18 protein-coding genes are annotated in these 17,847 nt (G+C 59.9%); 11 read left to right on the forward strand and 7 right to left on the reverse strand.

Annotation, left to right across the window (positions count from 1 at the left end; all coding sequences use genetic code 11):
* Window positions 1–209: 209 nt before the first annotated feature.
* Window positions 210–1,682 (reverse strand): molybdate ABC transporter ATP-binding protein ModF, encoded by a 1,473-nt coding sequence (modF, locus tag ACLHDD_RS03070; protein WP_427102883.1) that lies wholly within the window; start codon window positions 1,680–1,682, stop codon window positions 210–212.
* A gap of 69 nt (window positions 1,683–1,751) precedes the next feature.
* Window positions 1,752–2,534, reverse strand: a complete 783-nt coding sequence (gene modE, locus ACLHDD_RS03075) for a molybdenum-dependent transcriptional regulator (RefSeq protein WP_427102884.1) — start codon at window positions 2,532–2,534, stop codon at window positions 1,752–1,754.
* A 136-nt stretch (window positions 2,535–2,670) separates the two neighbouring features.
* Between modE and ACLHDD_RS03080 the strand changes: the two genes are divergently transcribed.
* The 4 genes from ACLHDD_RS03080 (at window position 2,671) to modC (ending at window position 5,490) form a co-directional block, all read left to right on the forward strand.
* Window positions 2,671–2,826: an AcrZ family multidrug efflux pump-associated protein gene (locus ACLHDD_RS03080; RefSeq protein ID WP_098051177.1), complete on the forward strand. Its 156-nt coding sequence runs from the start codon at window positions 2,671–2,673 to the stop codon at window positions 2,824–2,826.
* Between the two features lie 146 nt (window positions 2,827–2,972).
* A complete protein-coding gene (gene modA, locus ACLHDD_RS03085; protein ID WP_427102885.1) occupies window positions 2,973–3,746 on the forward strand; it encodes a molybdate ABC transporter substrate-binding protein in 774 nt (257 codons plus the stop codon).
* Entirely contained in the window at window positions 3,743–4,432 is a 690-nt protein-coding gene (gene modB, locus ACLHDD_RS03090; protein WP_427102886.1) for a molybdate ABC transporter permease subunit, read from the forward strand. Before modA ends, modB begins: the two co-directional genes overlap by 4 nt.
* Window positions 4,432–5,490, forward strand: a complete 1,059-nt coding sequence (gene modC, locus ACLHDD_RS03095) for a molybdenum ABC transporter ATP-binding protein ModC (protein WP_427102887.1) — start codon at window positions 4,432–4,434, stop codon at window positions 5,488–5,490. Before modB ends, modC begins: the two co-directional genes overlap by 1 nt.
* Here the strand turns inward: modC and ACLHDD_RS03100 are convergent, their stop codons facing one another.
* Complete coding sequence (locus ACLHDD_RS03100) at window positions 5,491–6,309, reverse strand: pyridoxal phosphatase (RefSeq protein WP_427102888.1); 819 nt, start codon at window positions 6,307–6,309, stop codon at window positions 5,491–5,493.
* A 155-nt stretch (window positions 6,310–6,464) separates the two neighbouring features.
* Between ACLHDD_RS03100 and pgl the strand changes: the two genes are divergently transcribed.
* The gene (pgl, locus tag ACLHDD_RS03105) at window positions 6,465–7,466 is read left to right on the forward strand and encodes a 6-phosphogluconolactonase (RefSeq protein ID WP_427102889.1); all 1,002 of its coding nucleotides are present in this window, start codon (window positions 6,465–6,467) and stop codon (window positions 7,464–7,466) included.
* A gap of 151 nt (window positions 7,467–7,617) precedes the next feature.
* Here the strand turns inward: pgl and ACLHDD_RS03110 are convergent, their stop codons facing one another.
* Window positions 7,618–8,094: a kinase inhibitor gene (locus ACLHDD_RS03110; protein ID WP_427102890.1), complete on the reverse strand. Its 477-nt coding sequence runs from the start codon at window positions 8,092–8,094 to the stop codon at window positions 7,618–7,620.
* Between the two features lie 75 nt (window positions 8,095–8,169).
* Entirely contained in the window at window positions 8,170–9,474 is a 1,305-nt protein-coding gene (gene bioA, locus ACLHDD_RS03115; protein ID WP_427102891.1) for an adenosylmethionine--8-amino-7-oxononanoate transaminase, read from the reverse strand.
* An 86-nt stretch (window positions 9,475–9,560) separates the two neighbouring features.
* On the opposite strand from bioA, the gene bioB reads away from it, so the two are divergent.
* From bioB to bioD, 4 genes are read left to right on the forward strand one after another with little or no spacing between them, the layout of a single operon-like run.
* Window positions 9,561–10,592 carry a biotin synthase BioB gene (gene bioB / locus ACLHDD_RS03120; protein ID WP_427102892.1) on the forward strand — a complete coding sequence of 344 codons (1,032 nt, stop codon included), beginning with the start codon at window positions 9,561–9,563 and terminating at the stop codon, window positions 10,590–10,592.
* Complete coding sequence (gene bioF / locus ACLHDD_RS03125; RefSeq protein ID WP_427102893.1) at window positions 10,592–11,743, forward strand: 8-amino-7-oxononanoate synthase; 1,152 nt, start codon at window positions 10,592–10,594, stop codon at window positions 11,741–11,743. Before bioB ends, bioF begins: the two co-directional genes overlap by 1 nt.
* Entirely contained in the window at window positions 11,727–12,482 is a 756-nt protein-coding gene (gene bioC, locus ACLHDD_RS03130) for a malonyl-ACP O-methyltransferase BioC (protein WP_427102894.1), read from the forward strand. The genes bioF and bioC overlap by 17 nt, the downstream gene beginning before the upstream one ends.
* A complete protein-coding gene (bioD, locus tag ACLHDD_RS03135; protein ID WP_427102895.1) occupies window positions 12,479–13,150 on the forward strand; it encodes a dethiobiotin synthase in 672 nt (223 codons plus the stop codon). Before bioC ends, bioD begins: the two co-directional genes overlap by 4 nt.
* A gap of 122 nt (window positions 13,151–13,272) precedes the next feature.
* Here the strand turns inward: bioD and ACLHDD_RS03140 are convergent, their stop codons facing one another.
* Complete coding sequence (locus ACLHDD_RS03140) at window positions 13,273–13,995, reverse strand: ABC transporter ATP-binding protein (protein WP_427102896.1); 723 nt, start codon at window positions 13,993–13,995, stop codon at window positions 13,273–13,275.
* A gap of 121 nt (window positions 13,996–14,116) precedes the next feature.
* Between ACLHDD_RS03140 and ACLHDD_RS03145 the strand changes: the two genes are divergently transcribed.
* Window positions 14,117–14,383, forward strand: a complete 267-nt coding sequence (locus ACLHDD_RS03145; protein WP_427102897.1) for a hypothetical protein — start codon at window positions 14,117–14,119, stop codon at window positions 14,381–14,383.
* Between the two features lie 505 nt (window positions 14,384–14,888).
* Window positions 14,889–16,910, forward strand: a complete 2,022-nt coding sequence (gene uvrB / locus ACLHDD_RS03150) for an excinuclease ABC subunit UvrB (protein ID WP_427102898.1) — start codon at window positions 14,889–14,891, stop codon at window positions 16,908–16,910.
* A gap of 5 nt (window positions 16,911–16,915) precedes the next feature.
* Here uvrB and ACLHDD_RS03155 read toward each other — a convergent pair whose 3' ends face one another.
* Window positions 16,916–17,818, reverse strand: a complete 903-nt coding sequence (locus tag ACLHDD_RS03155; protein WP_427102899.1) for a gluconeogenesis factor YvcK family protein — start codon at window positions 17,816–17,818, stop codon at window positions 16,916–16,918.
* Between the last annotated feature and the right edge of the window lie 29 nt (window positions 17,819–17,847).

Here is a 17,847-nt window from a genome sequence, read left to right on the forward strand (position 1 = left end):
AAGCCAAAAAGGCATTCATAAAAAAATAACATATCAGCATGCCCGAAAGCGTGATCAAGTCTGGATAAATGGTATCGTTTACACAAGCTGACTATTCTTATTTTGTGGCATTGTGTGTGGTAAAAGCAGAGTAAAAGAGAGCCCGGATGGTAACGCTTACATTCGGGCGCAGCAGAACGCCGCTGCCGCGGCGCTGATCAGGTAGGACGTTAGCGCAGCGTCTCCTGCCGGTAGTGATAGCCCGCTTCGTGCGGCACGAAGCTCAGGCGATGAGTAATACAGTCGGGTGCATCTTCGGCATGATGGGAAACAAACAGCAGCTGTGTGCGTCCTTCGCCAATCAGGACATCGACAAAGCGCCGCACCAGCTGGCGATTAATCGGGTCCAGCCCCTGCAGCGGTTCATCGAGAATCAGCAGCGTCGGATGTTTCACCAGCGCACGCGCAATCAGCACCAGCCGCTGCTGTCCCCACGACAGAGAATGGAAAGGCGCATCGCCCAGCCGGTCATCCATCCCCAGCAGCCTCAGCCACTGCTGCGCCAGCGCCTTCTGGCGATCAGAAGCGGCCTGATAGAGGCCGATCGAGTCAAAAAAACCTGACAGAATCACGGTTCGCACATTGGTGCTGACGCGGTAATCAAGATGCAGACTGCTGCTGACATAGCCGATATGCTGCTTAATTTCCCAGATGGTTTCGCCACTGCCGCGACGGCGGCCAAACAGCGTGAGATCGTTGCTGTAACCCTGCGGATGATCGCCGGTGACCAGGCTTAACAGGGTCGATTTCCCGGCACCGTTTGGCCCGACGATCTGCCAGTGTTCGCCTGTACTGACCTGCCAGTTCAGTCCCCTGATCACGGGCGTATCATGATAGGAGACGGTGCCGTCACGCAGGATGACGCGCGGCGACGCATCTGGCAGCCGGGGCAGCTGATCCGGCGCGTCCGCCTCCGGCAACGCCATCCCCATCAGCTGTTCACTGTGTGCCAGCTGCGCTACCAGCGCCTCGTTGAGAATGGCCTGACGCGGCCCGCTGTGTGTCAGCGTACATTCCGCCAGCACGCCCACCTGCTGAATGAAGTCGGGGATGTCATCGAAGCGATTGAGCACCAGCACCAGGGTAAAGTCCGGCTGTTGCAGGCTACGCAGCGTATCGGTCAGGCTGGCGCGCGACGCCACATCCAGACCGTCAAATGGCTCATCAAGGATCAGCAGATCGGGCTGGTTCATCAGCGCCTGACAGAGCAGAGTCTTACGGGTTTCGCCGGTTGAGAGGTATTTGAAGCGACGTGATAACAGCGGTTCAATGCCAAACTGACGGGCGAGCTGCCCGCATCGGCCAGGGTCGCTGAACTCCGCCTGGATCACCTCTGCCACCGTCAGCCCGGTATCCTCTTCTCCTTCACTGAGCATGTCGGTGTTATTGCGCTGCCACTCCTGCGCCACCAGCGTCTGCAACTGCTCCAGCGACAGTCGTACCGGCCGGACGAACGCGCTGCGGACAGAACCGCTCAGCGGCGGAAGCTCACCGGAAAGGGCGCGTGCCAGCGACGATTTGCCGCTGCCGTTAGCGCCGACAAACGCCCAGCTCTCTCCTCGCTGGAGGGTCAGCGTATCAAGACGCAGCACCCGGGTATCACTCAGACGGAACGTGCCTTGCGAAATGTGCAATGAATCCATGATATGTTCCATTTTTTGCATCGTATGAGTGAGTTGTAACCATTGCCAGTAATGAAGTCAAATCAGGCATCAGAGCAGGGTGGCGACAATGGCCTCATCGGCATTGAAACTGGCTGACACGGCGTCACCGGGTTGCAGTGCCAGTTGATGAAGCTGCTCGTTGCTCAGCGTCGCACACAGGATTTCGCCGCTGGCGAGCTGCATCAGCAGTTCGCTTTTCTGCTCACCGGGTTCAATGGCGGTCAGGGTGGCCGCCAGCTGATTGTCCTGCTCTGTGGTGTCGCGACTGACGCGGATCCACGGGGCCTTGATCAGCACCAGCACCTCCTTACCCGCGGTCAGCTGCAGGCGCTCGGCACTGTGCTGCGTCAGCGCCACGCTGAGCTGGGTTGCGCCATCGGCCAGCTGAATAGTCAGATGCTGCACCACCTGGCGGGCATCGTTGCTGATCACGGTGCCAAAGAGCTGATTGCGGGCGCTGGTCTGCAGCGAGAAACGGGCGATGGCGGCCAGCATGCTGTCGAGCGGCAGCGTGTCCTGCTGCAGGGCATCGAACGCTTTCTGCTGAATCTGCTCCATCAGCTGAAACAGCTGAATCAGGCGTTCACCGTAGCGGGTCAGCGTGGCGCCGCCACCGCCTTTACCCCCCGTGGCCCGCTCAACCAAAGTTTCATCCGCCATCTGATTCATTTCATTAATCGCATCCCAGGCGCTTTTGTAGCTGATGCCAGCCAGCTTCGCGCCCTGACTGATCGATCCGGTCTGCTGAATCTGTTTCAGCAGCGCGATACGTCGCGGGTCGGCAAACAGTTTCTGGTGTAAACGGATGTGAAGGGACAGTTCGGCTTCCATGACGGCTCCGGCAAAGGGTTAAAGCGAAGGCCGATGATAGCGGCGTTTTGTGACCAAAGTAAAAGCACGAAAAGGGCTGCGCAAAATTTTAATGACCCGTTACAATCACTTCTTTGTTCGCAGAGTGAGACTCTCCATGCTGGAATTACTGAAAAGCCTCGCCGTGGCGATCCTGATGGTCCCTGTGGTAATGGCACTGATGCTGGGTATGATTTATGGCCTGGGTGAAGTGTTCAACATCTTCTCGAAAGTGGGTCATCGCGAAAAATCTTCCGCCCGCTCGCACAATTAATATCTGCCACGCCCGCCGTCTGTGCGGGCGTGGTCGTTTCCCCTCTCGCTTCCGCTCAATCTTCTCTTTCTTCTGCCGATAATTGCATGACGCTGCCCGAACCGGCGTTGTATCATCCGCTACATAACGAATAGCCGGAGAATATCATGTCATTATCTGTTCATCGCTGGGGCCTGGCGGCGCTGGTGACCGTTTCGCTGGCCGGGCAGGCCGTGGCGGCCGATAACATTACTCTGTTTGCGGCGGCTTCCCTGACAAACGCCATCCAGGATATTGCCAGCCAGTATCAGAAGGAAAACGGGGTGAAGGTCGTTGCCTCGTTCGCCTCCTCGTCAACGCTGGCGCGGCAGATTGAGCAGGGCGCGCCTGCCGATCTTTTTATCTCTGCCGATCAGCAGTGGATGGACGATGCAGTGGCGAAAAAAAGCATCATCACCCGCAGTCGCGTTACCCTGCTGGGCAACGATCTGGTGCTGGTTGCGCCTCGCAGTGCTGAAGCCCGCGCGGTCACGCTGGACGCCAGGACCGACTGGAAAACGCTGCTGCGCGGCGAACGACTGGCGGTTGGCGATCCGGATCACGTTCCGGCGGGGATCTATGCGAAAGAGGCGCTGCAGACGCTGGGGGCCTGGCCGGTGGTGTCGCCGTTGTTAGCGCCCGCCAGTAACGTGCGGGCGGCGCTGGCGCTGGTCGAGCGTAACGAAACGCCTTACGGCATTGTCTACGGCTCCGACGCGGTCGCCAGTGATAAGGTTGCGGTGGTGGGGCGTTTTCCGGCTACCAGCCACAAGCCCGTGGAATATCCGCTGGCGATTGTGAACGATCGCGACACGGCCAGCGTAAAAGCGTTTTATGATTACCTGAAAGGCCCGCAGGCTGCGGCGATCTTCAAACATTACGGATTCACACCGACGAAATGATACTCAGCGATCCCGAATGGCAGGCGATAGTGCTTAGCCTTAAAGTCTCTGGCATAGCCGTGCTTGGCAGCCTGCCGTTTGGCATCCTGATGGCGTGGATTCTGGTGCGCTGCCGTTTTCCCGGCAAATCGCTGCTCGACAGTGTGATTCATCTGCCGCTGGTGCTGCCGCCAGTGGTGGTGGGCTATCTGCTGCTGGTCACCCTGGGTCGCCGCGGCATCATCGGGGAAAAGCTGTTTGACTGGTTCGGATTCAGCTTCGCGTTCAGCTGGCGCGGGGCTGCACTGGCGTCGGCCGTAATTGCGTTTCCGCTGATGGTGCGTGCCATCCGTCTGGCGCTGGAGACGGTGGATAGCCGGCTGGAGCAGGCGGCACGGACGCTGGGCGCTGGGCGCTGGCGGGTCTTTTTGACCATTACGCTACCGCTGACTTTGCCGGGCGTGATCGTCGGCACGGTGCTGGCCTTTGCCCGATCGCTGGGTGAGTTTGGCGCCACCATCACGTTTGTCTCGAATATTCCCGGCGAGACGCGCACGCTGCCGCTGGCGATGTATACCCTGATCGAAACGCCTGGCGCAGAAGGGGCAGCGGCACGGCTTTGCGTTATCGCTATCGTACTGGCGCTGGCCTCGCTGCTGGCATCAGAATGGCTGGCACGGCAGGGCCGTAAGCGGATGGGAAACTGATGCTATCACTTAATTTTACTCAGCAGCAGGGCGACCACCGGCTGGAGGTCGATCTGCAGATCCCGGCCAGAGGAATAACGGCCATTTTTGGCGTCTCCGGTGCCGGAAAAACCTCCCTGATCAACGCCATCAGCGGCCTGACGCAGCCGCAGCATGGACGCATTCAGCTTAACGACCGTCTGCTGTTTGACGCTGATCAGCAGGTGTCGCTACCGCCGGAGAAGCGGCGCATTGGCTATGTGTTTCAGGATGCGCGTCTGTTCCCGCACTATCGTGTGCGGGGCAACCTGCAATATGGTATGGCGCCTGCGATGAAAAGGCAGTTCGATAGTCTGGTGTCGCTGCTGGGCCTGGAGGCGCTGCTGACACGCTTTCCGCTGTCGCTGTCGGGTGGTGAAAAACAGCGGGTGGCGATTGGCCGTGCGCTGCTGACCGCACCGGATATGCTGCTGCTGGATGAGCCGCTGGCGTCGCTGGATCTGCCGCGCAAACGGGAACTGATGCCCTATCTGCAGAAGCTGGCTAAGCAGGTCGATATTCCCATGCTCTATGTGTCGCACAGTCTGGAAGAGATCCTGCAGCTGGCCGATAACGTACTGGTTCTGGATGCGGGCAAAGTCAAAGCCTTTGGTCCGCTGGAACGGGTCTGGAGCAGCAGCGCGATGCGGCCGTGGCTGCCGGTAAGCGAGCTGACCAGCGTGCTGCGGGTGCAGGTGCTGGAACAGCATCCCGACTATCCAATGACTGCGTTGTCGCTGGGCGATCAGCACATCTGGGTCAGCCGGGTAAATCAGCCGATCAAAACCCCGCTGCGTATCCGCATCGCTTCAGCCGATGTGTCGCTGGCGCTGCAGCCGCCGCAGCACAGCTCTATCCGCAATATCTTACCGGCACAGGTGGTGGAGCTGCTGGAGGTCGGGGATCAGGTCGAAGTGAAGCTGCGCATCGGCATCAGCGAACTCTGGGCGCGCATCACGCCGTGGGCGCGTGATGAGCTGGGCATCCGGCCCGATCAGTGGCTGTATGCCCAGATAAAGAGCGTCTCGGTGACGCCCTGATTACAGCACGTACTGGTAGAGGGTGTCGGCAATACCCGGTTCCAGGTTAGTGCCGATAACCATTTTCGCCCGCGCCCGGATCGCCTCATCCGCATTGCCCATCGCCACGCCGAGTCCGGCCGTTTCCAGCATGCTGAGATCGTTATAGTTATCGCCGAACGCAATCACATCCTTCATGGTAAGGCCCAGTGATTCGACCCACTGCGCCAGCCGTTTACCTTTGCTGTTGCCGCCTTTGGCGATATCCACCTGATCATGCCAGGACCACTCACACGCCAGGCCCAGCTCCGCCTCAACCGTGCGGGCGAACTGCTGCAGTTCGGGAATGTTTTCGTGCGACAGAGCAAACTTCCAGATCGCACCGGCGTCTCGCGCAGCCTGCGCCAGGTCGGGCACCTGACGGAACAGCGGTCGCTGGTGCGGCGGCAGGGATTCGGCCCACTTCAGCGTGCGCGTCACATGGCCGGTGGGCGTCTGATAGAGCATCGCATCATCCACATAGAGCAGTCCGTGGATCTGCTGATGGTCCAGCATCTCAATCACCTGTAAGGCCCGCGCTGGTTCCAGCGGGTCGGCGGCCAGCACCTTTTTCGCCTGGTAATCATACAGGTAGGTGCCATTACAGCAGATTGCGGGTGTATCCAGTTGTAATGCCTGATAAAAAGGGTGAATGGCGCAGTGATGGCGTCCGGTAACGATAGCCACATGCACGCCCGCCTGGCGTGCCTGATTCAGGGCTTCAACAGACTGCGGCAGAATCGTTTTAGCGGGGGTCAGCAGGGTGCCGTCAAGGTCGAGGGCAATGACACGGTAGCGCATTAATCCTTCCATTTTTCCAGGTTTGCAGGAGGCAAAGTCTACACCTGACTGCGGCCCGGAGACAAAAAAACGGACACAAATCATTTCAGCGCAGGGTAGTAAAACACGCTACAGTGATTCACAGTTCATGATCAGGCAGCAAAAAAGGAGAATGCATGAAACAGGTTGTTTACACCGCCAGTCCCGAGAGCCAGCAGATTCACGTCTGGCAGATGAATGAGGAGGGCGGACTGACGTTGCTTCAGGTGACGGATGTCGCCGGCCAGGTTCAGCCGATGGTGGTGAGTCCGAAAGGCGATTTTCTTTATGTTGGTGTGCGTCCCAATTTCCGCGTGCTGGCGTTCCGTATCGCTGCCGATGGCACGCTGACCGAGGCAGGCCAGGCGCCGCTGCCCGGCAGCCCGACCCACATCTCCACCGATCATCAGGGCCGGTTCCTGTTCTGCGGCTCTTACAATGATGCCTGCGTCAGCGTCAGCCCGATTGATGAAGCGGGCATTCCGCAGGCACCGCTGCAGGTCATCAATGGACTTGACGGGTGTCACTCCGCCAATATCGATAATGACAACACGACGCTCTATGTTCCGGCACTGAAGCAGGATCGCATCTGCCTGTTTGCCCTGAGTGAAGCAGGTCAGCTGACGCCGCGCCCGCAGGCACAGGTAACGACGGTCGAAGGCGCAGGCCCGCGTCACATGCAGTTTCATCCGGGCGGTCAGTATGCCTATTGCGTGAACGAACTCGACAGCACGGTTGAGGTCTGGGCGTTAAATAATGGTGAAGGTGAAGCCGAAAGTGTGCAGACACTGGATATGATGCCGCCGGACTTTAGCGGCACGCGCTGGGCCGCCGATATTCATCTGACGCCTGATGGCCGCTTCCTCTACGCCTGCGATCGCACCAGCAGCACGCTGGCGATCTTCAGCGTCAGCGAAGTGGGCGATGAGCTGACCCTGGAAGGTTTCCAGCCAACCGAAACCCAGCCGCGCGGCTTTAATATTGACCACAGCGGACGTTTTCTGGTGGCCGCAGGTCAGAAATCCCATCACATCGAAGTCTATGCGATTAGCGAACCCAAAGGGTTGCTGCAGCCGCTGGGACGCTATGCGGTAGGGCAGGGGCCGATGTGGGTGGTCATCCACGCGCTGCAGGCGTAACCCGCGACGAAAAAAACGCCACTCCCGGTCGGGGGTGGCGTGAAAGTCTGCCACAGGTGTGCAGACACGGCGAATAACGGCAGATTCAGACGCCCAAATCGCCATTTCTGGCTCGCGGTACCTTCCTCCTCCAGCCCTGTTCCCGGCTGAATTACTGATAGTTTACGGTCAGCGAGGCGCTCGCCAGCGCGTGGAAATGCACATTAAAGCCAACCATCGCGCCGCTGGCACCCTCATCCACCTCAATCGTCTCCACATCCAGTGCATGGACGGTGAAGATATAGCGATGGGTTTCGCCCTGCGGCGGCGCGGCGCCACCGTAGCCCGCCTGACCGAAATCGGTACGGGTCTGGATCGCGCCTGCAGGCAGTGAAGCCTTGCCTGAACCGGTGCCCTGCGGCAGCGACGTGGTGCTGGCCGGAATGTTGGCTACCACCCAGTGCCACCAGCCGGAGCCGGTCGGCGCATCAGGATCGTAGCAGGTGACAACAAAACTTTTGGTGCCTTCGGGTGCCCCTTCCCAGGCCAGATGAGGAGAGATATTCTCGCCCTGATACCCCATACCGTTGAAAACATGCTTTTCAGGCATCTTCTCGCCGTCATTAAAATCCTGACTCACAATGCGCATCACATCTCCTCGATTGTCGATGAATAGTCTTTCATCATAACCAAAAGCGCCATCTGTGCCAGGGGGCCACCCGCCTCAGCCGCTAAAATGGTGCGCATGTTCCAGTGCGCCGCCAATGGCCTGCACCAGCTGACTCAGCGCCTGCGGGGTAATGATATAGGGCGGCATCAGGTAAATAAGCCGGCCAAAAGGCCGGATCCAGACACCCTGTTCTACAAAGAACTGCTGCAGCGCCGCCATATTGACCGGCTGATGCGTCTCCACCACGCCAATGGCACCCAGTACGCGCACATCCGCCACCTGCGGTGAGCTGCGCAGCGGCAGCAGTTCAGCCCGCAGCTGCTGTTCGATACGCGCCACCTGCTGCTGCCAGTGCCCCTCCGCCAGCATGGTCAGGCTCTCTGCGGCTACCGCGCAGGCCAGCGGATTGCCCATAAAGGTCGGACCATGCATAAAGCAGCCAGCGGCGCTGCGGCTGATGGTGTCGGCCACCTCGCGGGTTGTCAGCGTGGCGGAGAGTGTCATCATGCCACCGGTCAGGGCTTTGCCGAGGCAGAGAATATCCGGCGTGATATCCGCATGTTCACAGGCAAACAGTTTGCCGGTGCGGCCAAAACCGGTGGCGATTTCATCGGCAATCAGCAGCACGCCGTAGCGGTCGCACGCCTCCCGCACCTGCTGAAGGTAGCGCGGATGATAGAGACGCATGCCGCCTGCGCCCTGCACAATCGGCTCCAGGATAACCGCCGCCAGCTGCTGGTGATGCGTGTCGATAAGCCGGGCGAAATCGTCGAAATCGGCCGGGTTCCACGCCTCATCAAAGCCGCAGGCCGGGGCCGTGGCAAAGTGATGTTCGGGCAGATACCCGCGCCACAGACTGTGCATTGAGTTTTCAGGATCGCACACCGACATCGCGGCAAAGGTATCACCGTGATAGCCGCGTTTCAGCGTCAGGAACTGCTGGCGGGTTTCGCCCCGTCCCAGCCAGTATTGCAGCGCCATCTTCATCGAGACTTCAACCGCCACCGAACCGGAATCGGCCAGGAAGACGCATTCCAGCGGATCGGGTGTCATCGCCACCAGCTGGCGGCAGAGCGCCACCGCCGCCGGATGGGTAATGCCGCCAAACATGACGTGCGACATCTGCGAAGCCTGCGCCGTCAGCGCCCGGTTCAGACGCGGATGGTTGTAGCCGTGGATGGCCGCCCACCACGAGGACATGCCGTCCACCAGCTCGCGCCCGTCGGCCAGCTGCAGCTGAAAACCCTGGGCGGCGACCACCGGAAAGCAGGGCAGCGGATCCTGCATCGAGGTGTAGGGATGCCAGATATGCTGGCGGTCAAAGCGGGCATCGTCTGCGGAAAAAACGGGGGTAGTCATCGGAGTTGTAAACCAAAATAAAAAAATATAGTTTACAAGTATAACCCTGCTTTTCGTCGGGATGACACCCTTTTCTGGAGTAAGTAATGGCTCAACGCTGGACAATTGCACAGGCGCAAGCCCTGTTTGACGCACCTTTCCTTGAACTGATGTTTAAAGCACAGCAGGTGCATCGTGAGCACTTCGATCCGCGCCAGGTGCAGGTCAGCACCCTTTTATCGATCAAAACCGGTGCCTGTCCGGAAGATTGCAAATATTGCCCGCAGAGCGCGCGCTACAAGACCGGCCTGGAGTCGGAACGTCTGATGGAAGTCGAGGAGGTCCTGACCTCAGCCCGTCAGGCCAAAGCTGCCGGGTCGACCCGTTTCTGCATGGGCGCAGCGTGGAAAAACCCGCACGAGCGCGACATGCCCTATCTGGAAAAGATGGTGGAAGGCGTGAAAGCGATGGGGATGGAAACCTGTATGACGCTGGGCACCCTCAGCGAGCAGCAGGCGCAGCGTCTGGCGGGCGCAGGCCTGGATTTCTACAACCATAACCTCGACACCTCGCCGGAATTTTATGGCTCTATCATCACCACCCGCAGCTATCAGGAGCGTCTGGACACGCTGGGTAAAGTGCGCGATGCCGGCATTAAAGTCTGTTCAGGCGGCATCGTCGGCCTGGGCGAAACCGTAAACGACCGCGCCGGGCTGCTGGTGCAGTTAGCCAATCTGCCAACGCCGCCGGAGAGCGTGCCGATTAACATGCTGGTCAAGGTCAAAGGGACACCGCTGGCCGATAACGAGGATGTGGAGCCGTTCGATTTTATCCGCACCATCGCGGTGGCGCGCATCATGATGCCGACCTCACACGTCCGTCTGTCGGCGGGCCGTGAACAGATGAGCGAGCAGACCCAGGCGATGTGCTTTATGGCCGGGGCTAACTCAATTTTCTACGGCTGCAAACTGCTGACTACGCCGAACCCGGAAGAGGATAAAGACCGCGTACTGTTCCGCAAACTGGGGCTGAACCCGGAGCATACGCATACCTCTCACGGTGATGAGCAGCAGGCGCAGGCGCTCAGTGAGCAGCTCTTCCATGCCGACACTGAACAGTTCTACAACGCGGCGCTGTAATGAGCTGGCAGCAACGAGTCCGGCAGGCGCTGGCGCAGCGCCGTGCGGCGGACGGCTGGCGGCAGCGTCGGGTCATCGAGCAGCAGTCGACCCGCACGCTGCGGAGCGGTGGCCGTGACTATCTTCACTTCTCCAGCAATGACTACCTTGGCTTAACCCGGCATCCATCGGTGATCGCCGCCTGGCAGCAGGGCGCGGCGCTGGCAGGCGCGGGCGCGGGCGCCTCGGGGCATGTCACCGGGTATCACCACCAGCATGCCGATCTGGAGGCGGAGCTGGCGTCGTGGCTCGGCTACGACCGGGCGCTGCTGTTTATCTCCGGTTTTGCGGCGAATCAGGCGGTGATTCATCTGCTGGGCGAAAAGGATGACCGCATCCTGGCGGACAGGCTCAGCCACGCGTCGCTGCTCGACGCCGCCAGCCACAGCCCGGCTCAGCTGCGACGTTTCACCCATAACGCGCCGGAGAGCCTGGCGGCACGGCTCGCCGCTCCCTGTGCTGGCGAGACGCTGGTGGTGACGGAAGGCATCTTCAGCATGGATGGCGACAGCGCGCCGCTGGCCGCCCTGGCGCAGCAGACGCAGCAGGCCAGTGGCTGGCTGCTGGTGGATGATGCGCACGGCATCGGCGTGGTGGGCGAACAGGGGCGCGGCAGCTGCTGGCAGCAGGGCGTTAAACCGGAGCTGCTGGTGGTCACCTTTGGCAAGGCGTTTGGCGTCAGCGGAGCCGCGCTGCTCTGCGATGCCGACACCGCCGACTATTTTTTACAGTTCAGCCGTCATCTCATCTACTCAACGGCGATGCCCGCAGCCCAGGCGGTCGCGCTGCAGGCGGCGCTGCGCGAAATTCAGCAGGGCGACGCACTGCGTCAGCAGCTGCAGCAGAACATTGCGCATTTCCGGCGTGGGGCGGCGTCGCTGCCGTGGCAACTGATGCCCTCAGCCAGCGCGATTCAGCCGCTGCGGGTGGGCGAAAACAGCGCCGCGCTGGCGCTCTCCCGGCGACTGGCGGAGGCGGGCTGCTGGGTCAGTGCCATCCGGCCGCCTACCGTGCCACCTGGCACGGCGCGGCTTCGTATCACCCTGACGGCGGCGCATCGCCCGGACGATATCGATCGCTTACTGGAGGCGCTGCATGACGCTGCGGGTTGATAAGCAGGCAGTGGCACGCGCCTTTGGCCGGGCGGCGGCAGGATACGATGCGCACGCCGCGCTCCAGCGCCTCAGCGGGGAGGCGCTGCTGACGCGTGCGCCCGCGCAGAGCGGCCTGCACCTGCTGGATGCCGGCTGCGGTACCGGCTGGTACAGCCGGCTGTGGCGTGAACGCGGCAAACAGGTCACGGCGCTGGACCTCTCTGTACAGATGCTGCAACAGGCGCGGGACAATGATGCCGCACAGCACTATCTGGTCGGGGACATCGATGCGCTGCCACTGGCGGAGAACTCGATGGATGTGGTGTGGAGCAATCTGGCGGTGCAGTGGAGTGACGATCTGCCCGGCGCACTGAGTCAGTTCCGGCGGGTACTCCGGCCCGGCGGCACGCTGCTGTTCTCTACCCTGGGCGATGGGTCGCTGCAGGAAGTGCATGAGGCCTGGTCGCATCTGGATGCCATGCCGCACGCCAACCGCTTTCTTAGCGAGCCGCAGATTGCCGCAGCCTGTCACGCTCAGCAACTCTGCTGTTCCTCCGGCCGGGTGACGCTGCACTTTCCTGACGCGCTCAGCGCGATGCGCTCCCTGAAGGGGATTGGGGCAACCCATCTGCATCAGGGGCGCGACGGCCAGATCTTAACCCGACAACGGCTCAGCCAGCTCGAGGCGCACTGGCCGCGCGATCGGCACGGTTATCGCCTGAGTTACCATTTAATTTATGGAGTGAGTACATCATGAAACGCCTGTTTATCACCGGAACTGACACCGAAGTCGGTAAAACGGTCGCCAGCGGCGCGCTGCTGCAGGCCGCCGCCGCGGCAGGCTACCGCTGCGCGGGCTACAAGCCGGTGGCCTCCGGTTGTGAGCTGACGCCGGACGGCATCCGTAACAGCGATGCGCTGGCGCTGCAGCGCTACAGTAATGTGTCGCTGACCTATCAGCAGGTCAATCCGATGGCGTTTATGGAGCCCACCTCGCCGCACATCGTCAGCGCCGAAGAGGGCAGGCCGATCACCCATCTGGCCCTGTCGGCGGGACTGGCGGCGCTGGAGCCGCTGGCGGACTGGATTCTGGTGGAGGGCGCGGGTGGCTGGTACACACCGCTGTCCGAAACGCACACCTATGCGGACTGGGTGGTCAGCGAACAGCTGCCGGTGATTCTGGTGGTGGGAATTAAGCTGGGCTGCATTAACCACGCCCTGCTCACCGCCGAGGCGATACGGGCGCGCGGCCTGCCGCTGGTGGGCTGGATCGCCAACACCGTCGAGCCGCCGGGCAAACGCTATCAGGAATATCTCAGCAGCCTGAAGCAGCGACTGCCTGCGCCCTGTCTGGGCACCATTCCGTATCTCACCGATGCGGCGCAGCAGGCATCCTGTGGACACTACCTGACGCTGCCGGCGTAAAAAAACTGGCCACACAGGCTTTTGCTCAATCAGTCTGAGCCTGTGCAATGCTCACCAGCCTGAACGTCAGGTTGTTGCGCGCTGCCTATAATCCTGACGCCTGCCGTGACAGGGACTCAGCGTCAGGCCACGGTCAGCCATTTATCGACGGTATGGTCGTCAAGCTGCGCCATGCTGCCCTGCGCCACGTTGCGGCCACGGTGCAGCAGCAAAAAGTAGTCAGCCACCCGGCGGATCAGTGACAGACGCTGCTCCAGCAGCAGGATAGTCAGCCCATAGTCGAGGTTAAGCCGGCGGATCAGGTTGCCCATCTCCTCTTCCAGCCACGGCGACATGCCGTCGGTCGGCTCATCCAGAATCAGCAGCTTTGGCTGCAACACCAGCGCCCGCGCCAGGGCCAGTTGCTGCTGTTGATCGATGGGCAGATCGCCACTGCGTTGCTGGCGCAGTGAATAGAGCGCAGGAAAAAGGTCGAAAACCATTTCAGGGATAGCGCGATGGCGTTCCTGCTGACTGGCACCCGCCAGCAAGGCAATCAGGAGGTTATCTTCCACGCTCATCTGGGTAAAAATATGACGCCCCTGCGGGACATAGCCGATGCCCATCTGCGCCCGCTGTTCAGCAGGTTGCAGCAGCAGATCTTCCGGCGGTGAGCCATCCTCTTTCCAGGAGATGGAGCCGCTGTTAATCGGCAGCCTGCCCATGATGCAGTTCACCAGCGTGGTCTTGCCCATGCCAGGCCGACCCAGAATGCCGGTGCAGGTGCCAGGCGACAGATCCAGGTCCACATCCCACAGAATATGGTTCTGACCGTAAAATTGGTTGACCGAACGTAAACTCAGCATCTGACACTCTCCTTCCCGATCATTAGCCTGATTGCTTCCGCTCTCTGTCGTCTGGCAACCCAGTCATTAGCAACGGTCGTCTTGCCATTGCCGCTTCGCGCGCACAGGTTCCGGTGACGCGATGAGATACTGCAATTACCAGGCCAGATCTGAAAATGGCCCTGTTTTGCGGCAGCGGCGGCCTGCTTCAGAGAAGAAAGGTGAGAAAAACTTATCAATTTCCCACGGCAACCACGCGCCTGCACTTTTGCAGTGCTGCGAAGCACTGTTTCTGGTGCAGGCGGGCGGTGAAGAAGCAGGACATCCGATTAAGAATCTTAGTGGATTGGCGAAATTTTGCGTGACGGGCCAGGCGACAGCGCAAAATTGCAGAATTATCCGTCACTGACCCGCGCGAAATTTAACGCAAAAAAAATTATTTTCGGGGCCGCGGGCGGGCAGGGAAAAATTATACACAGCTGATGGCGGCGGGGCTGCCGTCACTTATCCACCATTCCTGTGGATAACCTTGTGCATTAGGTCATGAAAACCAGTTGGAAGCGAGGAAATACGGGGCCTGGTAACATAATGATGAGAATCTGGCCTCATAGCCTTAAGCTAATAAAATCAATTATTTATCAAAAAACAAGCCTGAGAATTCTCTGTCAGGTAACCAGACTGTAATTTTATGACGCTCTATTGACAAATGTTAAATCCGATCCTCACCTGGGGATAACCTTGCGCAACAAACTTTGCATCGTGTCAGCGTCTTTGCCGGGGCGGCGATGATCGCGCCTTTCGCCTCCACATTGCACCATTACTGTTTTTATATCCAGTATTTTTTTCTGGCAAAATCACCATAGCAGAGTAAAATAAGTGCCTGCCCGCCGATTTCTCCAGCAGGAACTGCATTCATGAGTAAAGCCTTTAAATTAAACTCCGCCTTTAAACCTTCGGGCGATCAGCCTGAGGCGATCCGTCGCCTGGAAGAGGGGCTGGAGGATGGACTGGCCCATCAGACGCTGCTGGGGGTGACCGGTTCCGGTAAGACCTTCACCGTCGCCAACGTGATTGCCGACCTTAATCGTCCGACCATGGTGCTGGCGCCGAACAAGACGCTGGCGGCCCAGCTCTACGGCGAGATGAAAGAGTTTTTCCCGGATAACGCCGTGGAGTTTTTCGTTTCCTACTACGACTATTATCAGCCGGAAGCTTACGTGCCCAGCTCCGATACCTTCATCGAAAAAGATGCGTCGGTGAACGAACACATCGAGCAGATGCGTCTCTCGGCAACCAAGGCGCTGCTGGAGCGGCGCGATGTCATCGTGGTGGCCTCGGTTTCGGCGATTTATGGTCTGGGCGATCCCGATCTCTATCTGAAAATGATGCTGCACCTGACCCGTGGCATGATCATCGATCAGCGCAGCATCCTGCGTCGCCTCTCCGAGCTGCAGTACACCCGCAACGACCAGGCATTCCAGCGCGGTACTTTCCGGGTGCGCGGCGAGGTGATCGACATTTTCCCGGCGGAATCGGACGATATCGCCCTGCGGGTCGAGCTGTTCGACGAAGAGGTGGAGCGGCTGTCACTGTTTGACCCGTTGACCGGCCAGGTTGATTCGGTGGTGCCGCGCTTCACGATCTACCCCAAAACGCACTATGTGACGCCGCGCGAACGCATCCTGCAGGCGATGGAGGAGATCAAAGTGGAGCTGGCGGACCGCCGCCGGGTGCTGCTGGAGAACAACAAACTGCTGGAAGAGCAGCGCATTACCCAGCGAACCCAGTTTGACCTGGAGATGATGAGTGAGCTGGGGTACTGCTCGGGCATCGAAAACTATTCGCGCTACCTGTCCGCGCGCGGACCGGGTGAAGCGCCGCCGACGCTGTTTGACTACCTGCCCGCCGATGGCCTGCTGGTGGTGGATGAGTCCCACGTCACGATCCCGCAGATTGGCGGCATGTATAAAGGCGACCGGGCGCGTAAAGAGACGCTGGTGGAATATGGTTTCCGCCTGCCGTCGGCGCTCGATAACCGTCCGATGAAGTTTGAAGAGTTTGAGGCGCTGGCCCCGCAGACCATCTATGTCTCGGCGACGCCGGGCAAATATGAGCTGGAGAAATCGGGCAACGAGGTGGTGGATCAGGTGGTACGTCCGACCGGCCTGCTGGATCCGATTATCGAAGTGCGTCCGGTGGGCACGCAGGTCGACGATCTGCTGTCAGAGATCCGTCAGCGCGTCGCGATCAACGAGCGTATTCTGGTGACGGTGCTGACCAAACGCATGGCGGAAGATCTCACCGAATATTTGACTGAGCACGGCGAGAAGGTGCGCTATCTGCACTCGGATATCGACACCGTTGAGCGTATGGAGATTATCCGCGACCTGCGTCTGGGGGAGTTTGATGTGCTGGTGGGCATCAACTTACTGCGTGAGGGGCTGGATATGCCGGAGGTGTCGCTGGTGGCGATTCTGGATGCGGACAAAGAGGGCTTCCTGCGCTCTGAACGCTCGCTGATCCAGACCATTGGTCGTGCGGCGCGAAACGTCAACGGCAAGGCGATTCTCTACGGCGATAAAATCACGCCATCGATGGCGCGTGCCATCGAAGAAACTGAACGCCGCCGTGAGAAGCAGCAACTGCACAACGAGAAGAATGGCATCGTACCGCAGGGCCTGAACAAGAAGATCACCGATATTCTGGAACTCGGCAACAACGTGGTGAAAACACGCGGCAAAGCCAAGCCGGCCCGTCCTGGCGAAGCACAGGCGCAGGCCGATCTGCTGACGTTAACGCCGCAGGCGTTGCAGAAGAAGATCCACGAACTGGAAGGGCAGATGCAGCAGCATGCGCAGAACCTGGAGTTCGAGCAGGCGGCCAGCGTGCGCGATCAGCTGCATGAGCTGCGCACGCTGTTTATTGCGGCCTCGTAACGCGGTTAAACGCCCTGAATGGCGTGTTCCAGCGCCACCCGTAACAGCTGGCGGTCGTGACGATAGCGGATGTCGGCGGCCTCCAGCGGTTCACGAACAATCAGGCGGTTCTCAATGCCATGGGTCGCTACCGCGGGACCGACTACCACGGCATCAATCACCCGCTTGCCGATATAACGCTCCATCATCTGCAGCTTATCGGCGACCGTCAGGCTGGCGGCGGCCGGGCTCAGTTCACGGCCCAGATTGCCGATAAATACCATGGTCGCAGGCGTGCGACGCAGCGCCTGTGCCATCTCCTCCATCAGCAGGATCGGCATCAGGCTGGTGTAAAAGCTGCCAGGCCCGATGAGTATCAGATCTGCCTCAGCGATGGCCTGCAGCGCCTCGCGAGTGGGCTGCACATTGGGATGCAGCATCAGCTCCTGCGGCGGCTGCTTCATCTCGTCGATCGCGGTTTCGCCGTAAACCATGTTGCCTTCGGCGTCCATCGCCACCAGGTCCACAGGCTGCTCGGACATCGGGATTAAAAAGGCATCCACCTTCAGCAGATTGCGGATAATGTTTATCGCTTCCAGCGGACGCACGCTCAGCTGATCCAGCGCCCGCAGCATCAGGTTGCCGAGGTTATGTCCGGCCAGTTCGCCATTGCCGGAGAAACGGTATTCAAACATCGCCGACGCGACGCTGGGCTCGGCAATCAGCTGATTAAGACAGTTGCGCATGTCGCCCCAGGCGATACCGCCTTCGGAGCGGCGAATACGGCCGGTTGACCCGCCGTTATCGGTGGTGGTGACGATCCCGGTCAGACGCGAGCCCAGCGGGGAGAGGGCAGACATGACGCGGCCTAAACCGTGCCCGCCACCCAGTGCCACAACGCGATCAAGATCGGCCAGTGTGCGATTCATACTTCTCCTTAAAATCCGTTCGCGTGGCG

Origin of the sequence: Pantoea sp. NSTU24, from assembly GCF_050157905.1 — a bacterium.
Lineage (GTDB): Bacteria > Pseudomonadota > Gammaproteobacteria > Enterobacterales > Enterobacteriaceae > Pantoea.

What these genes read in the sequence shown, in the direction of transcription:
- pgl (WP_427102889.1), top strand. Translation starts at nt 6,465, where the DNA reads ATGAAACAGGTTGTTTACACCGCCAGTCCCGAGAGCCAGCAGATTCAC.
- ACLHDD_RS03145 (WP_427102897.1), top strand. Translation starts at nt 14,117, where the DNA reads ATGAGATACTGCAATTACCAGGCCAGATCTGAAAATGGCCCTGTTTTG.
- modE (WP_427102884.1), bottom strand. Translation starts at nt 2,534, where the DNA reads ATGGAAGCCGAACTGTCCCTTCACATCCGTTTACACCAGAAACTGTTT.
- bioA (WP_427102891.1), bottom strand. Translation starts at nt 9,474, where the DNA reads ATGACTACCCCCGTTTTTTCCGCAGACGATGCCCGCTTTGACCGCCAG.
- uvrB (WP_427102898.1), top strand. Translation starts at nt 14,889, where the DNA reads ATGAGTAAAGCCTTTAAATTAAACTCCGCCTTTAAACCTTCGGGCGAT.
- ACLHDD_RS03140 (WP_427102896.1), bottom strand. Translation starts at nt 13,995, where the DNA reads ATGCTGAGTTTACGTTCGGTCAACCAATTTTACGGTCAGAACCATATT.
- ACLHDD_RS03155 (WP_427102899.1), bottom strand. Translation starts at nt 17,818, where the DNA reads ATGAATCGCACACTGGCCGATCTTGATCGCGTTGTGGCACTGGGTGGC.
- modC (WP_427102887.1), top strand. Translation starts at nt 4,432, where the DNA reads ATGCTATCACTTAATTTTACTCAGCAGCAGGGCGACCACCGGCTGGAG.
- bioD (WP_427102895.1), top strand. Translation starts at nt 12,479, where the DNA reads ATGAAACGCCTGTTTATCACCGGAACTGACACCGAAGTCGGTAAAACG.
- ACLHDD_RS03100 (WP_427102888.1), bottom strand. Translation starts at nt 6,309, where the DNA reads ATGCGCTACCGTGTCATTGCCCTCGACCTTGACGGCACCCTGCTGACC.
- ACLHDD_RS03080 (WP_098051177.1), top strand. Translation starts at nt 2,671, where the DNA reads ATGCTGGAATTACTGAAAAGCCTCGCCGTGGCGATCCTGATGGTCCCT.
- ACLHDD_RS03110 (WP_427102890.1), bottom strand. Translation starts at nt 8,094, where the DNA reads ATGCGCATTGTGAGTCAGGATTTTAATGACGGCGAGAAGATGCCTGAA.
- bioC (WP_427102894.1), top strand. Translation starts at nt 11,727, where the DNA reads ATGACGCTGCGGGTTGATAAGCAGGCAGTGGCACGCGCCTTTGGCCGG.
- modA (WP_427102885.1), top strand. Translation starts at nt 2,973, where the DNA reads ATGTCATTATCTGTTCATCGCTGGGGCCTGGCGGCGCTGGTGACCGTT.
- modB (WP_427102886.1), top strand. Translation starts at nt 3,743, where the DNA reads ATGATACTCAGCGATCCCGAATGGCAGGCGATAGTGCTTAGCCTTAAA.
- bioF (WP_427102893.1), top strand. Translation starts at nt 10,592, where the DNA reads ATGAGCTGGCAGCAACGAGTCCGGCAGGCGCTGGCGCAGCGCCGTGCG.
- modF (WP_427102883.1), bottom strand. Translation starts at nt 1,682, where the DNA reads ATGGATTCATTGCACATTTCGCAAGGCACGTTCCGTCTGAGTGATACC.
- bioB (WP_427102892.1), top strand. Translation starts at nt 9,561, where the DNA reads ATGGCTCAACGCTGGACAATTGCACAGGCGCAAGCCCTGTTTGACGCA.